Below are 15,193 nucleotides of genomic sequence, written 5' to 3' on the forward strand. Positions count from 1 at the left end.
GGCAGTACACCTTTTGGGGGCAGATGGTCGGCAACCACAACACTTTCAACGGCACCCTCCACCGGGCCCGGGCGCTCACCAACGGCGGGGTACACGGTGGTGTCCACCCCGGGGCATCCGGGCCCGCCCACCGCCTCGTCACGGCCTCAGGCCGCCACGGCGACCTTGATCTCCGCGTCCGCGAGCGTCACTTCCAGCGCCTGGCGCACATCGGTGACGGCGTGCACGTCGAGCTTCTCCAGGACCTCGGCGGGCACGTCGTCCAGGTCCGCCTCGTTCCGCTTCGGGATGATCACCGTGGTGATCCCGGCGCGGTGCGCGGCGAGCAGCTTCTGCTTGACCCCGCCGATCGGCAGGACCCGGCCGGTCAGCGAGATCTCGCCGGTCATCGCCACGTCCGTGCGGACGAGCCGCCCGCTGAGCAGCGAGGCGAGGGCGGTCGTCAGCGCGACGCCCGCGCTCGGGCCGTCCTTGGGGACCGCGCCCGCCGGGAAGTGGATGTGCACGCCCCGGTCCTTCAGGTCGCCCACGGGCAGCTCCAGCTCGGCGCCGTGCGAGCGCAGGAAGCTCAGCGCGATCTGCGCCGACTCCTTCATGACGTCACCGAGCTGACCGGTGAGCGTGAGCCCCGAGGCGCCGGTCTCCGGGTCCGCGAGCGAGGCCTCCACGTAGAGGACGTCGCCGCCCGCGCCGGTGACGGCGAGCCCGGTCGCCACGCCCGGCACCGCGGTGCGCCGCTCGGCCGGGTCCTGGGCGGACTCGGGCACGTGGTGCGGGCGCCCGATCAGGCCGCGCAGGTCCGCGTCCGTGACGGTGAAGGGCAGCTCCCGGTCGCCCAGTTCGTGCTGGGCCGCGACCTTGCGGAGCAGCCGCGCCACGGAGCGTTCGAGATTGCGTACGCCCGCCTCGCGTGTGTACTCACCGGCGAGCCTGCGCAGCGCGCTCTCGTCGAGGGTGACCTCGTCCGCGCCGAGGCCCGCCCGCTCCAGCTGGCGCGGGAGCAGGTGGTCGCGGGCGATGACGACCTTCTCGTCCTCGGTATAGCCGTCCAGCCTGACCAGCTCCATGCGGTCGAGCAGCGCCTCCGGGATGGCTTCGAGGACGTTGGCCGTGGCGAGGAAGACGACGTCGCTGAGGTCCAGCTCGACCTCCAGGTAGTGGTCCCGGAAGGTGTGGTTCTGGGCCGGGTCGAGCACTTCGAGGAGGGCGGCCGCCGGGTCGCCCCTGAAGTCCGAGCCCACCTTGTCGATCTCGTCGAGGAGCACGACCGGGTTCATGGACCCGGCCTCCTTGATGGCCCGCACGATCCGTCCGGGCAGCGCCCCCACGTACGTACGGCGGTGGCCGCGGATCTCCGCCTCGTCGCGTACGCCGCCGAGCGCGACCCGCACGAACTTGCGCCCCATGGCGTGCGCGACGCTCTCGCCGAGGCTCGTCTTGCCGACGCCCGGCGGGCCCACCAGGGCGAGGACGGCGCCGCCGCGACGGCCCCCGACGACCCCGAGACCGCGGTCGGAACGGCGCTTGCGCACCGCGAGGTACTCGGTGATGCGCTCCTTCACGTCCCGGAGCCCCGAGTGCTCGGCGTCGAGGATCTCCTGGGCCCCCTTGATGTCGTACTCGTCCTCGGTGCGCTCGTTCCACGGCAGTTCGAGGACCGTGTCGAGCCACGTCCTGATCCAGGAGCCCTCGGGCGACTGGTCGCTCGACCGCTCCAGCTTGTCGACCTCCTTGAGGGCGGCCTCGCGGACCTTCTCGGGCAGGTCGGCGGCCTCGACGCGGGCGCGGTAGTCGTCGGACTCCTCGCCCTCCTTCTCGCCGCCCAGCTCACGCAGCTCCTTGCGTACGGCGTCGAGCTGGCGCCGCAGCAGGAACTCGCGCTGCTGCTTGTCCACGCCCTCCTGCACGTCCTTGGCGATGGACTCGGCCACGTCCTGCTCGGCGAGGTGCTCGCGGAGCTGCTCGGTGGCGAGCCGGAGACGGTCGAACGCGTCCTCGGTCTCCAGGAGCGCGATCTTCTGCTGGACGGTGAGGAAGGGTGAGTAGCCGGAGTTGTCGGCGAGCGTGGAGACGTCCTCGATCTGCGTGACGCGGTCGACGACCTGCCAGGCGCCGCGCTTCTTCAGCCAGCTCGTGGCGAGCGCCTTGTACTCCTTGACCAGCTCGGTGACGGCGCCGGGCAGGGGTTCGGTGACGGAGTCGTCGACCTTCAGGCCCTCGACCCACAGGGCCGCGCCGGGCCCGGTCGTGCCCGCGCCGATGCGCACGCGGCTCCGGCCGCGGATCAGCGCGCCCGGGTCGCCGTCCGCGAGCCGCCCGACCTGCTCGACGGTGCCGAGCACACCGGTGGCGGCGTACGTCCCGTCGATGCGCGGAACAAGCAGCACCTTCGGCTTGCTGTCGCCCTCGGAGCCCGCGGCGGCCTGCGCGGCCTCCACGGCGGCGCGCACATCGGCGTCGGAGAGGTCGAACGGGACCACCATGCCGGGCAGGACCACCTCGTCGTCGAGCGGCAGCACGGGCAGAGTGAGCGGTGTGTACGAGGTGGACTCAGTAGCCATGATCTCCCCTTCGGCATTCAAGTTGAGCTATACCGGCTCAATGCTTATGAGCGCTTCAGTGTTCCCCAAGTGATGTTCGCTCTGAGCGATCGGCGAAAACCCGTCACGGGGCCGTACCCCACCCCTGTACGAAACGGCGTCCTGCCAGGACGGTGGAACGGTGGACACACCTGAGGCGCAGGACGTCACCGGTCAGCAGGACGTCACCGGTCAGCTCGTCGAGCACGCGCTCGGCCATCTCTTCTCCGCGGCCCTGCGCACGGCCGCGCGCTGCCGGGTGGCCGACCTCATGGCCGCCGGTCCGCGCACCGCGCGCGAGCTGGCCGAGCTGACCGGCACGGACGCCGGGCACCTGCGGCGCGTGCTGCGCTACCTCGCCACGCGCGGCGTCTTCCGCGAGGACGGGACCGGCGCCTTCCACCTGACGCCGGCCGGCGACGCCCTGCGCACGGACGTGCCGTACTCACAGCACGCGGCGGTCCTGATGCTGACCGACCCGACGTTCCTGCGGACCTCGGCGGGTCTGGAGGAGACCGTGCGCAAGGCGGGCCCGTCCTTCGAGCGGCTCTTCGGCGAGCCGTTCTTCGCGTACCTGGCGAAGGAGCCCGAGCTGCGGGAGCTGTTCGACTCCGGGATGACGTCGCTCTCGGCCCGGGTCGACGCGGTGGTCGCGGAGACGTACCCCTTCCCCGGGCACGGCCGGGTGGTGGACGTCGGCGGCGGGCGCGGCGGCCTGCTCCTGGCGGTCCTGCGCGGGCGCCCCGGCCTCTCGGGGGTGCTCTTCGACCAGACGCCCGCGATCAGCACGCACGTCCTGAGCGGCGAGGAAGCGGTGCGGGGCCGGTGGAGCGCCGAGTCGGGCGACTTCTTCACCGAGGTGCCGAAGGGCGGCGACCTCTACGTCCTCAAGCACGTCCTGCACGACTGGCCCGACGACGGCTGCCTGCGGATCCTGCGCAACTGCCGCGCCGCGATGGCCCCGGACGCCCGCGTCGTCATCGTCGAGTCCGTACTGTCCGGGGGCAACGCCCCGCACCCCGGCAAGGCCATGGACCTGGCCATGGCCTCCGTGGTGGACGGTCAGGAGCGTACGCGGGAGGAGTTCGCCGCGCTGCTCGCGGCGGCGGAGCTGAGGCTGACGCGGGTGCTGCCGACGGCGGCGTTCCCCTCGGTCGTCGAGGCGGTGGCGGCGTGACGTGACCGGCGGGCGCGCCGGAGCAGCGGCCAGGTGGCGACGCCGATGGCGAGGGCGAGCAGGTGGCCCCAGTTGGTCATCGGGTCCTCGAACGCGATCAGGTCGTCCACCAGGACCCAGCCGAAGCCGGCCAGGACGGTCCATCCTGACCAGGGCGGCAGCAGCCCCGCGAGCGCCCCGACGCTGGCGGCCACGCCGAAGCTGATGCCGTAGTCGAGGCGGTGCAGCGAGCTGTCGGGCAGGTGCCCCGCGAGAACCGAGAGGCCGACAGGGACCTCCGTGGCGAGCGTGGCGACGACGTGGCCGAGCAGGAAGACCCCGGCCGTGCGGAGGCCGCCGATGCGGCGTTCGAGGGCGGTCAGGACCAGCAGGAAGCCGATCGCGTACGGCGAGGTGATCCCGCCCGCGATCCACAGGGCGCTGGCGACCAGGACGAGGGCGGGGCTGTGCACGAGGTGGGCCACGTCGGTGCTCGACCCGTGCAGCAGCGAGGAGACGAGCCGCGGGTCCGCGTACTGGGTGACGAGCGACGTGACGGCGAGGACGAGCGCGTACGTGAAGGTGAAGGGCGTGGCCCTGGGCCCCGGGAGCAGCTTCCGGAGCCGGAGCGGAAACCTGGTCCAGGCCGGCGCCCGTTCCTTCTCATCCTCATCCTCGTACTCGTACGAGGATGAGGACGAGGATGAGTTGGCGGGCCCGCGGTCCCGCTGGCCGGGGAGCGCGTTCAGGGTGGGCTGCTGCCGCGGGCCCTGGCGCGCGCGGGCGACGTCCGGGGGCTCGACGCTCTGGTTCACGGGTGAGGGGCTCCTTCCGGCGTTCCGTCCCACCCTTTGCTCTCTTTTCCGCCGTTGTCCAACGACCGACGCCACGCGTGACGCAATTCACAGCAACCCGGAGGGTGACTTCTGCGTCACCACGTTGCCGAGCGCCGGCCGTCGGCACCCAACCTCCGGCTTCCGGCTCCGGGCTTGCGCTTTCTCACTTGCCGCGTGCGGCGTGTTCCCTACGCTGAGTGCCATGCGGACCGACACCACCGCCCCCGTCGTCATTGACCGGCGCGAGGGCCCGTACGGCGAGGTCGTGCTGCGGCGCCACGGTGAGCTGCTGCAGATCATCGCCAACGGCTGTTTTCTGATGGACACCTCCGACGGCCGCTCCGAGCGACTGCTCGTCGACGCGGCGCGGGACGCCCTCGACGGCAGGGCGGAGCCCAGCCTCCTGATCGGCGGCCTTGGCGTGGGGTTCTCCCTGGCCCACGCCGCCGCGGATCCCCGCTGGGGACGCGTCACCGTCGTCGAGCGCGAGGCGGCCGTCATCGACTGGCACCGGGAGGGACCGCTGGCCGGACTCTCCGGTGCGGCGCTCGCGGACTCGCGTACGCGAATCCTCCACACCGACCTCGTGAATTACGTCTCCGAGGCCGTGGACCCCGCTGCCGGGCCCGCCGAGACGTACGACGCGCTCTGTCTCGACATCGACAACGGCCCGGACTGGACGGTGACGGAGAGCAACAACTCCCTTTACTCGCCTGCCGGTCTGGCCGCCTGCAAAGCCCGGCTGAACCCGGGCGGAGTGCTCGCCGTGTGGTCCGCCAGACCCTCGTCCACTTTCGACGACGCTCTACGGAATGCCGGGTTCCGTCAGGTAACCACCCAAGAGATCCCCGTTGCCCGAGGCGTCCCCGACGTGGTGCACCTCGGCGTCAGGGCTGCGTAGCCGAGGCCCCTTCGCGCCCCGTACGCTGCTGACCGAACACAAGCGATCAGTGTCAGGGGCGGGCGATGGAGCAGACACACACCTCCCAGAACGGCGCGGCGGCGGCGACGCCGGGCGCCCAGCGCCGGGTGCTGGTGGTCGAGGACGACCCGACGATCGTCGACGCCATCGCGGCCCGGCTACGCGCCGAGGGTTTCGTCGTGCAAACGGCGATGGACGGTCCTTCGGCGGTCGACACCGCCCAGGCCTGGCAGCCCGACCTGCTGATTCTGGACATCATGCTGCCGGGCTTCGACGGCCTGGAGGTGTGCCGCCGGGTCCAGGCCCAGCGTCCCGTCCCGGTCCTCATGCTCACGGCGCGCGACGACGAGACGGACATGCTGGTCGGGCTCGGTGTCGGCGCGGACGACTACATGACCAAGCCGTTCTCCATGCGGGAGCTCGCGGCCCGCGTGCACGTCCTGCTGCGCAGGGTCGAGCGGGCCGCGCTGGCCGCCACCACGCCGCGCAGCGGCATCCTGCGCCTGGGCGAGCTGGAGATCGACCACGCCCAGCGGCGTGTGCGGGTGCGCAGCGAGGACGTCCACCTGACGCCCACGGAGTTCGACCTCCTTGTCTGTCTGGCCAACACCCCGCGCGCGGTCCTCTCCCGCGAGCAGCTCCTCGCCGAGGTGTGGGACTGGGCCGACGCGTCCGGCACCCGTACGGTCGACAGCCACATCAAGGCGCTGCGCCGCAAGATCGGTGCCGAGCGCATCCGTACCGTGCACGGCGTGGGCTACGCCCTCGAGACCCCCACGCCATGAGGCCGGCCTCGCCATGAGCGGGCCCTTCGGCGAGATGCGGCCGTTCTCCATCAAGACCAAGCTCGGCGCCCTCGTGGTCGTCTCGGTGTTCATCACCACGGGCCTGCTCCTCGTGGCCATGAAGACCGAGACCGAGCTCCGCTTCATCACCGTCTTCTCGGTGATCGCCACGCTCCTCATCACGCAGTTCGTCGCGCACAGCCTCACGGCGCCGCTCGACGAGATGAACGCGGTGGCCCGCGCCGTCAGCCACGGCGACTACACACGCCGGGCGCGCGGCGCCGACCGCCGCGACGAGCTGGGCGACGTGGCCTCCACGATCAACGCCATGGCCGACGACCTGGAGGCCCAGGACACCCAGCGCAAGGAGCTCGTGGCGAACGTCAGCCATGAGTTGCGCACCCCCATCGCCGGCCTGCGCGCGGTCCTGGAGAACGTCGTCGACGGTGTCTCCGCCGCCGACCCCGAGACGATGCGCACCGCCCTGAAGCAGACCGAGCGCCTGGGGCGGCTCGTCGAGACCCTGCTGGACCTCTCCCGCCTCGACAACGGCGTCGTACCGCTGAAGGCCCGCCGCTTCGAGGTGTGGCCGTATCTGTCGGGCGTGCTCAAGGAGGCCAACATGGTGGCCTCCGCGCGCGCGGGCATCGCCTCGGGCTCCGGCAGCCACACGCGTACGGACGTCCATCTGCACCTGGACGTCTCACCCCCCGAGCTGACGGCCCACGCGGACGCGGAGCGCCTGCACCAGGTCGTGGCGAACCTCATCGACAACGCGGTCAAGCACAGCCCGCCGCACGGCCGTGTGACGGTCCAGGCCCGGCGCGGGCCCTTCCCCGAGTCCCTGGAGCTGGAGGTGCTCGACGAGGGCCCCGGCATCCCGGAGGCCGAGCGGCACCGCGTCTTCGAGCGCTTCAACCGCGGCAGCCACGCGGGTGCCAGCGCGCAGAACGCGGGCAACGACGGGGGCACGGGTCTCGGCCTCGCCATCGCGCGCTGGGCGGTGGACCTGCACGGCGGGCAGATCGGGGTGGCCGAATCCCCTCGCGGCTGCCGCATCCAGGTCACTCTTCCGGGCCTGTCCGACGGATGAAGTTGACGTAGGGTTCGAAGCGGAAGCGATGAGTCGGGCCTCTTCGGGGGTACTCGGCAGCCGCCGCCGCGCGTAGACGGCCTTCGGGCGTACCCGCGCGGCCATCTCGCGTTGCGGAACTTCGCTTGTTTCCCGCCATTCACAGCGCCGAAACCATTGTTCCGGTGTGACTTACGCGACGGATGACGGGCCCGGCCTGCACCTCACGCCGATGGAGGCGTAGCCTTTATTTCCGCTGTCCATCACCTTGTGAAGCGGAAGAGGGCGGTTACCGCCGTGTCGTCAGAGTCCCCCAGTAACTCGAGCATCTCGACCGACCAAGACGGGCAGGGCAAGGACCCTGCCGCCGCCTTCGGTCCCAACGAGTGGCTCGTCGACGAGATCTATCAGCAGTACCTCCAGGACCCGAATTCGGTCGACCGAGCCTGGTGGGACTTCTTTGCCGACTACAAGCCAGGGGCGGGCGCCTCCGTGGCCGCCGCCCCGGCGAAGCCGGCGGGTGACACGGCCGCGGGGGCCGCGGCCCCCAGTGCTCCCGCCCCGGCCGCCCAGGCTCCCGCCGCGAAGCCCGAGGCGCAGGCTCCGGCCGCGCCGGCCGCCGCCCCCGCGGCGAAGCCCGCGGCAGCCGCTCCGGCCCTCGCGGCCAAGCCGGCCGCCGCGAAGCCCGCCGCCAAGGCGGAGCCCGCGAAGGAAGCCCCGGCAGGACCCGAGTACGTGACGCTGCGCGGCCCGAGCGCCGCCGTCGCGAAGAACATGAACGCCTCGATCGAGGTCCCGACGGCGACGTCGGTCCGCGCGGTCCCGGTGAAGCTGCTCTTCGACAACCGCATCGTCATCAACAACCACCTCAAGCGCGCCCGCGGCGGGAAGATCTCCTTCACGCACCTCATCGGGTACGCGATGGTGCAGGCCATCAAGGCCATGCCGTCGATGAACTACTCCTTCGTGCAGAAGGACGGCAAGCCCACCCTGGTCAAGCCGGAGCACATCAACTTCGGCCTCGCCATCGACCTCGTGAAGCCCAACGGCGACCGCCAGCTCGTCGTCGCGGGCATCAAGAAGGCCGAGACGCTGAACTTCTTCGAGTTCTGGCAGGCCTACGAGGACATCGTCCGCCGCGCCCGCGACGGCAAGCTCGGCATGGACGACTTCACCGGCGTCACGGTCTCCCTGACCAACCCCGGCGGCCTCGGCACCGTCCACTCGGTCCCGCGCCTGATGCCCGGACAGTCGGTCATCATGGGCGTCGGCGCCATGGACTACCCCGCGGAGTTCCAGGGCACCTCCCAGGACACCCTGAACAAGCTCGGCATCTCGAAGGTCATGACGCTCACGTCGACCTACGACCACCGGGTCATCCAGGGCGCCGCCTCCGGCGAGTTCCTGCGGATCGTCGCGAACCTCCTCCTCGGTGAGAACGAGTTCTACGACGAGATCTTCAAGGCGCTGCGCATCCCCTACGAGCCGGTCCGCTGGCTCAAGGACATCGACGCCTCGCACGACGACGACGTCACGAAGGCCGCCCGCGTCTTCGAGCTGATCCACTCCTACCGCGTCCGCGGCCACGTCATGGCCGACACGGACCCGCTGGAGTACAAGCAGCGCAAGCACCCCGACCTGGACATCACCGAGCACGGCCTCACCCTGTGGGACCTTGAGCGGGAGTTCGCCGTCGGTGGCTTCGCCGGCAAGTCGATGATGAAGCTGCGCGACATCCTGGGCGTGCTGCGTGAGTCGTACTGCCGCACCACCGGCATCGAGTTCATGCACATCCAGGACCCCAAGCAGCGCAAGTGGCTCCAGGACCGCATCGAGCGCACGCAGGCCTCGAAGCCGGAGCGCGAGGAGCAGCTGCGCATCCTGCGCCGGCTGAACTCCGCCGAGGCCTTCGAGACGTTCCTCCAGACGAAGTACGTCGGCCAGAAGCGCTTCTCCCTGGAGGGCGGCGAATCGGTCATCCCGCTGCTCGACGCCGTCATCGACAGTGCCGCCGAGTCGCGCCTGGACGAGGTCGTCATCGGCATGGCCCACCGCGGCCGCCTGAACGTCCTCGCCAACATCGTCGGCAAGTCGTACGCCCAGATCTTCCGCGAGTTCGAGGGCAACATGGACCCCAAGTCCATGCACGGCTCCGGCGACGTGAAGTACCACCTGGGCGCCGAGGGCACCTTCACCGGCCTGGACGGCGAGCAGATCAAGGTCTCGCTCGCCGCGAACCCGTCCCACCTGGAGACGGTCGACCCGGTCATCGAGGGCATCACCCGCGCCAAGCAGGACATCATCAACAAGGGCGGCACGGACTTCACGGTCCTGCCCGTCGCCCTGCACGGTGACGCGGCCTTCGCGGGCCAGGGTGTGGTCGCCGAGACGCTGAACATGTCGCAGCTGCGGGGCTACCGCACCGGCGGCACGGTCCACATCGTCATCAACAACCAGGTCGGCTTCACCGCCGCCCCGGAGTCGTCGCGCTCCTCCATGTACGCCACCGACGTGGCCCGCATGATCGAGGCGCCGATCTTCCACGTGAACGGTGACGACCCCGAGGCCGTCGTCCGCGTCGCCCGCCTGGCCTTCGAGTTCCGCCAGGCGTTCAACAAGGACGTCGTCATCGACCTCATCTGCTACCGCCGCCGCGGTCACAACGAGTCGGACAACCCGGCGTTCACGCAGCCGCTGATGTACGACCTGATCGACAAGAAGCGCTCGGTGCGCAAGCTCTACACCGAGTCCCTCATCGGTCGCGGCGACATCACCCTGGAAGAGGCCGAGCAGGCGCTCCAGGACTTCCAGGGCCAGCTGGAGAAGGTCTTCACAGAGGTCCGCGAGGCCACCTCGCAGCCGACCGAGACCGAGGTTCCCGCGCCCGAGGCCGAGTTCCCGGTCAAGATCGACACCGCGATCTCCCAGGAGATCGTGAAGCGGATCGCCGAGTCCCAGGTCAACATCCCCGACCGGGTCACCGTCCACCCGCGCCTGCTGCCGCAGCTCCAGCGCAGGGCGACGATGGTCGAGGACGGCACGATCGACTGGGGCATGGGCGAGACCCTCGCCATCGGCTCGCTGCTCCTGGAGGGCACCCCGGTCCGTCTGTCGGGCCAGGACTCGCGCCGCGGCACGTTCGGTCAGCGCCACGCGGTGCTCATCGACCGCGAGACGGGCGAGGACTTCACGCCGCTCCTGTACCTCTCCGAGGACCAGGCGCGCTACAACGTCTACGACTCGCTGCTCTCCGAGTACGCGGTGATGGGCTTCGAGTACGGCTACTCGCTGGCCCGTCCCGAGGCTCTGGTGATGTGGGAGGCGCAGTTCGGCGACTTCGTCAACGGCGCGCAGACGGTGGTGGACGAGTACATCTCGGCCGCCGAGCAGAAGTGGAACCAGCACTCCGGCGTCACGCTGCTGCTGCCGCACGGCTATGAGGGCCAGGGCCCGGACCACTCGTCCGCCCGCATCGAGCGCTTCCTCCAGTTGTGCGCGCAGAACAACATGACGGTCGCCATGCCGACGCTCCCGTCGAACTACTTCCACCTCCTGCGGTGGCAGGTGCACAACCCGCACCACAAGCCGCTGGTGGTCTTCACCCCGAAGTCGATGCTGCGCCTGAAGGCGGCGGCCTCGAAGACGGAGGAGTTCACGACGGGCGGCTTCCGCCCGGTCATCGGCGACGACACGGTCGAGGCGTCGGCGGTCCGCAAGGTCGTCTTCTGCGCCGGCAAGCTGTACTACGACCTCGAGGCCGAGCGGAAGAAGCGCGGCGACACGGGCACCGCGATCATCCGCATCGAGCGTCTGTACCCGCTGCCGGGTGCCGAGCTCCAGGCGGAGATCGCGAAGTACCCGAACGCCGAGAAGTACCTGTGGGCGCAGGAGGAGCCGGCGAACCAGGGCGCGTGGCCCTTCATCGCCCTCAACCTCATCGACCACCTGGACCTGGCGGTCGGCGCGGACATCCCGCACGGCGAGCGCCTGCGCCGCATCTCGCGGCCGCACGGCTCGTCCCCGGCGGTCGGCTCGAAGAAGCGCCACGAGCAGGAGCAGGAGCAGCTCCTGAACGAGGTCTTCGAGGCGTAAGCCTGAGCGGTTCGTACGCAGGTGGGCCCGGCCCCCGAGTGCTCGTCACCCGGAGGCCGGGCCCTCCGGCGTCCAGCCGCCGCCGGATATCCTGAGCGGGCACGCCCATAACGCCCCTGAACTGCCTGAACACCCCTGAACACCCCTGAACACCTCTGACGGAGAACGCCTTGTACTTCACCGACCGTGGCATCGAGGAACTGGAGAAGCGGCGCGGCGAGGAGGAGGTCACCTTCGAGTGGCTCGCCGAGCAGCTCCGCACCTTCGTGGACCTGAACCCGGACTTCGAGGTCCCGGTCGAACGCCTGGCGACGTGGCTGGCCCGTCTGGACGACGAGGACGAGGACGAGGAGTAGACGTCGCGCCCGCGTCTTGGCGCCCGGCATCCTGGCGTCCGGCGTCTCGGCGTCCGGCGTCTCGGCGTCCGCATCTTGATGTCCGCGAAACCCAGCGCCGGGCTGACCGGTGGCTTTGCGGTGTGTTCCCTCAGCCGTGCGCCCGCATCCTGTCGTACGCCAGGCCGAGTGTGCCCTGTGCCAGCAGGACCCCGGCGGCCGTGGCCCAGCCCGCGCTGCGGTGCCGCACCGCCCAGGCCGCCAGCGGGAGGCTCACGGCCACCTGCGCCGCGGCCAGCGTCCGCGCCCGGGGGCCTCGCATCCAGGGGCCGAGCGGCCCGCTCTCGACCACGTCGAACTCCGCCCGCACCGCGTCCCGCCATCCGGTCCACTCGATCGGGCGCGCGTCGTGGTCGGCCCGTGCCGCCTCCCGCAGCCGGTCGGCCGGTTCACCGGGGTCGAGCCCGGGCGGGAGCGCGAGACCGGTGCGGACGAGGACGGCGAGGAGCCCCCGCATCCTTGCGCGCGCGTCGGCTTCGGCGTCCGGCCTGGTCAGCGCGGACAGGGACTGCACGTCCAGTACGGGGTCGAGGCCGAGCCGCGCGGCGAACGTCCGCATCGCCTCGTCCTCCCCGACCGCCGTGCCGCTCGCCAGCCATTCGTAGCCGACGGTGCGCCGGAAACCGGCGGCGAGGGTGTAGCCGGAGCGGTCGGTGTCCCACCACAGGGCCAGTACGGGCCAGTTCGATCCCACGGCGAGCGCCGTGGCCCAGCCGGTGAGCACCCGGTCGACCGGCTCCTCGCCGCGCTGCCACGGCCGCCCCTCGGGCACCAGCACGCTCCAGCCGCGGCCCGCGGGCGCGAGCACCATCTGCTCACGGAGCAACTGGGCCACGGGCCCGACCGTGTCGGGTTCGGCCCGGCAGAGCAGCAACGCACCGGCGGTATTGGTGCGCTCGGAGGCTTTGGACGACATGTTCCTACGCTAGGACAGATCTCCCTATTCGGCTCATAAACCCGCAAAGGGAGCCGGGTCGCGCGTTCACCCTTTCGCGTGTCTTGACTTCCCCGAACCGCGATATATCGTGAATGACAGAAGACGCGATATGGCGCGTCGAGGTCAAACCGTCGAGGAGGTCAGCTCCATGCCTGAGTGGTCCGTCGCCGAGCCGCAGAAGCTCACGTTCGACGCCCCGGTGACCACCCTCCGGGTCCGCGTCGTCAACGGCACGGTGAACGTGGTGGGCACGGGCGAGGACTCCGCCCGCCTTGAGGTGTCCGAGATCGAGGGCCCTCCCCTGACGGTGAGCCAGCGGGACGGCGTGGTCTCCGTCGCCTATGACGACCTCCAGTGGAAGGGCTTCCTCAAGCGCTTCGACTTCAAGGGGTGGCGTCGCAGCGCGGCGGTCACCCTCGCCGTGCCGGCCGGGGCGCGCGTCGAGGTGGGCACGGTCGGCGCGGCCACCATGGTCTCCGGCATCGAGGGGCGCACGGAAGTCAGAGGCGTCACCGGCGGCACGACACTGGTGGGCCTCTCCGGCCCGGTCCACGCCGAGACGGTCTCGGGGAGCATCGAGACGCAGGGCGTCACCGGCGAGCTGCGGTGCGTCTCCGTCTCGGGCGACCTGACCGTGGTCGAGGCCGCGGGGCCCTCCGTCCGGGCCGATTCGGTGAGCGGCTCGATGATCGTGGACCTCGCCCCGGCGGGCGAGGCGCCCAAGGTGGCCCTGGCCAACGTCACGGGTGAGATCGCGGTCCGGCTGCCGCATCCCGCGGACGCGGAGGTGGAGGTGGACACCACGAGCGGCGCGGTGTCGAACGCCTTCGAGGATCTGCGCGTGAGCGGCCAGTGGGGCGCCAAGCGCGTCACGGGCCGCCTGGGCACGGGCAGCGGCCGGCTCAAGGCGACCACGGTCTCCGGTTCCGTCGCGCTTTTGCGCAGGCCGCCCATGGACGAAGATCCTTACGGAGAAGGTCCGCACGGGCAGCCTCCACAGGGCGAGGCACCACGCGGCCCGAACGCGAGCGACCCGGCGGCGAACGGCCCGGGACCGCACGGACCGGAGCCGCACGACGAACCCCCGCTGGACCCCACCGCGGCCGACGACCAGACCGGCCCGACCGGCCCGACAGACAAGAAGGTGCTCTGAGATGCCCCCCGTGTTCGCCCACGGCCGCCTGCGCCTGTATCTGCTCAAGCTGCTGGACGAGGCCCCCCGCCATGGTTACGAGGTGATCCGCCTCCTGGAGGAGCGCTTCCACGGGTTGTACGCACCCTCGGCAGGCACCGTCTACCCCCGCCTGGCGAAGCTGGAGGCCGAGGGCCTGGTCAGGCACACCACCGAGGGCGGCAGGAAGGTGTACGCCATCACGGACGCGGGCCGCGCCGAGCTGGCAGCGCGCAGCGGTGAGCTGGCCGACCTGGAGCTGGAGATCCGCGACTCGGTCGCCGAGCTGGCCGCGGAGATCCGTGACGGCGTCCAGGGCGTGGCGGGCGATCTGCGCCGCGAGATGCGGGCGGCGGCCAAGGAGACGCGTACGGGTGGCGGGGCGGGGTCCGGCGCCTTCCCCGACCCGGCCGAGTTCCTCGACGCCGCTTGGGGCGACAAGGAGGGCTGGCGCCAGGCCAAGGAGGAGTTCAAGCGCGCCAAGCAGGAGTGGAGGGAGCAGGCGCGGCGGGCCAAGGACGAGAGCCGCCGGGCCCGTGACGAGGCCCAGCGGGCGCGCCGCGAGGCCAAGGAGGCCCAGGACCGGGCGCGGAGCCTGGCTCAGGAGGAGGTCCAGCGCATCGCCCAGCGCATCCGGGAGCAGGTCGAGGGCCACTATCCCCGCGAGGACTGGCCGACGGGCGTCGAGGAGGGTCTGACGAAGCTGGCCAAGGAGTTCGGCCAGTTCGGCATGGATCTCGGCAAGGACTTCGGTGTATGGCCGGGGTCCCGCACGTCCGGCTCGTCCGCCGAGGCGAAGGATGCCGACGGCACGCAGGAGTCGGCCGAGCCGAAGGACGCCGGTGGCGGCGCCGAGACGGGGTCCGGGACCAAGGCCGGGGCCACGTTCAGCACAGCTCCCGAGGACGTCCCCGTCGGCTATGTCCCCGACTGGGCCAAGGAGGACTCGACCGGTGACCCCGCCCGCGACCTGGACCGCCTCTTGGACCGCTTCCGGGACGACATCCGCGACACGGCCCGGGACCACGGCGTGACGGGCGAGCAGTTCCGCGACGCCCGCCGCCACTTGAGCACCGCGGCGGCACATATCGCAGCGGCCCTGAGAACGCCCGGCCCCTGACGCCACGCCACGGGGCACCGAGCCCCCCATGCCTCCCGTACCGGAGGCCACGGGTGGCTCCCCCGGGGCGGCCACCTCTGCAAGGCGGACCGGACGCCGCCCCCGGGGGCGGCCAGACCCCGCACCAA

11 protein-coding genes are annotated in these 15,193 nt (G+C 71.1%); 8 read left to right on the forward strand and 3 right to left on the reverse strand.

Annotated elements, in window-relative coordinates; genetic code table 11:
* Window positions 1–146: 146 nt before the first annotated feature.
* Window positions 147–2,561 carry an endopeptidase La gene (gene lon / locus ACZ6JY_RS20180; RefSeq protein WP_469197364.1) on the reverse strand — a complete coding sequence of 805 codons (2,415 nt, stop codon included), beginning with the start codon at window positions 2,559–2,561 and terminating at the stop codon, window positions 147–149.
* 160 nt (window positions 2,562–2,721) lie between these two features.
* Here lon and ACZ6JY_RS20185 point away from each other — a divergent pair, with 160 nt between their 5' ends.
* Window positions 2,722–3,756, forward strand: coding sequence for a methyltransferase (locus ACZ6JY_RS20185; RefSeq protein WP_469197365.1), 1,035 nt, complete (start codon window positions 2,722–2,724; stop codon window positions 3,754–3,756).
* On the opposite strand, the gene ACZ6JY_RS20190 is transcribed toward ACZ6JY_RS20185, so the two are convergent.
* Window positions 3,642–4,550 carry a rhomboid-like protein gene (locus ACZ6JY_RS20190; protein WP_469197366.1) on the reverse strand — a complete coding sequence of 303 codons (909 nt, stop codon included), beginning with the start codon at window positions 4,548–4,550 and terminating at the stop codon, window positions 3,642–3,644. The genes ACZ6JY_RS20185 and ACZ6JY_RS20190 overlap by 115 nt on opposite strands.
* Window positions 4,551–4,773: 223 nt before the next feature.
* On the opposite strand from ACZ6JY_RS20190, the gene ACZ6JY_RS20195 reads away from it, so the two are divergent.
* The 5 genes from ACZ6JY_RS20195 to ACZ6JY_RS20215 all read left to right on the forward strand — a co-directional run bounded on the left by ACZ6JY_RS20195 (window position 4,774) and on the right by ACZ6JY_RS20215 (window position 11,798).
* Window positions 4,774–5,472 (forward strand): spermidine synthase family protein, encoded by a 699-nt coding sequence (locus ACZ6JY_RS20195; RefSeq protein ID WP_469197367.1) that lies wholly within the window; start codon window positions 4,774–4,776, stop codon window positions 5,470–5,472.
* Between the two features lie 65 nt (window positions 5,473–5,537).
* Window positions 5,538–6,278, forward strand: coding sequence for a response regulator transcription factor (locus ACZ6JY_RS20200; protein ID WP_469197368.1), 741 nt, complete (start codon window positions 5,538–5,540; stop codon window positions 6,276–6,278).
* Between the two features lie 34 nt (window positions 6,279–6,312).
* Entirely contained in the window at window positions 6,313–7,371 is a 1,059-nt protein-coding gene (locus tag ACZ6JY_RS20205) for a HAMP domain-containing sensor histidine kinase (protein WP_469197999.1), read from the forward strand.
* Window positions 7,372–7,647: 276 nt separating this feature from the next.
* Complete coding sequence (locus ACZ6JY_RS20210; protein WP_469197369.1) at window positions 7,648–11,442, forward strand: multifunctional oxoglutarate decarboxylase/oxoglutarate dehydrogenase thiamine pyrophosphate-binding subunit/dihydrolipoyllysine-residue succinyltransferase subunit; 3,795 nt, start codon at window positions 7,648–7,650, stop codon at window positions 11,440–11,442.
* A 170-nt stretch (window positions 11,443–11,612) separates the two neighbouring features.
* A complete protein-coding gene (locus tag ACZ6JY_RS20215) occupies window positions 11,613–11,798 on the forward strand; it encodes a DUF6104 family protein (protein WP_030190019.1) in 186 nt (61 codons plus the stop codon).
* A 130-nt stretch (window positions 11,799–11,928) separates the two neighbouring features.
* Here ACZ6JY_RS20215 and ACZ6JY_RS20220 read toward each other — a convergent pair whose 3' ends face one another.
* Window positions 11,929–12,753 (reverse strand): hypothetical protein, encoded by an 825-nt coding sequence (locus tag ACZ6JY_RS20220; protein WP_469197370.1) that lies wholly within the window; start codon window positions 12,751–12,753, stop codon window positions 11,929–11,931.
* Window positions 12,754–12,922: 169 nt separating this feature from the next.
* Between ACZ6JY_RS20220 and ACZ6JY_RS20225 the strand changes: the two genes are divergently transcribed.
* Both ACZ6JY_RS20225 and ACZ6JY_RS20230 read left to right on the forward strand, forming a co-directional pair.
* Window positions 12,923–13,927 carry a DUF4097 family beta strand repeat-containing protein gene (locus tag ACZ6JY_RS20225; RefSeq protein WP_469197371.1) on the forward strand — a complete coding sequence of 335 codons (1,005 nt, stop codon included), beginning with the start codon at window positions 12,923–12,925 and terminating at the stop codon, window positions 13,925–13,927.
* Window position 13,928: 1 nt separating this feature from the next.
* Window positions 13,929–15,065 (forward strand): PadR family transcriptional regulator, encoded by a 1,137-nt coding sequence (locus tag ACZ6JY_RS20230; protein ID WP_469197372.1) that lies wholly within the window; start codon window positions 13,929–13,931, stop codon window positions 15,063–15,065.
* Window positions 15,066–15,193: the final 128 nt, after the last annotated feature.

Source organism: Streptomyces sp. NPDC046335 (assembly GCF_055587985.1).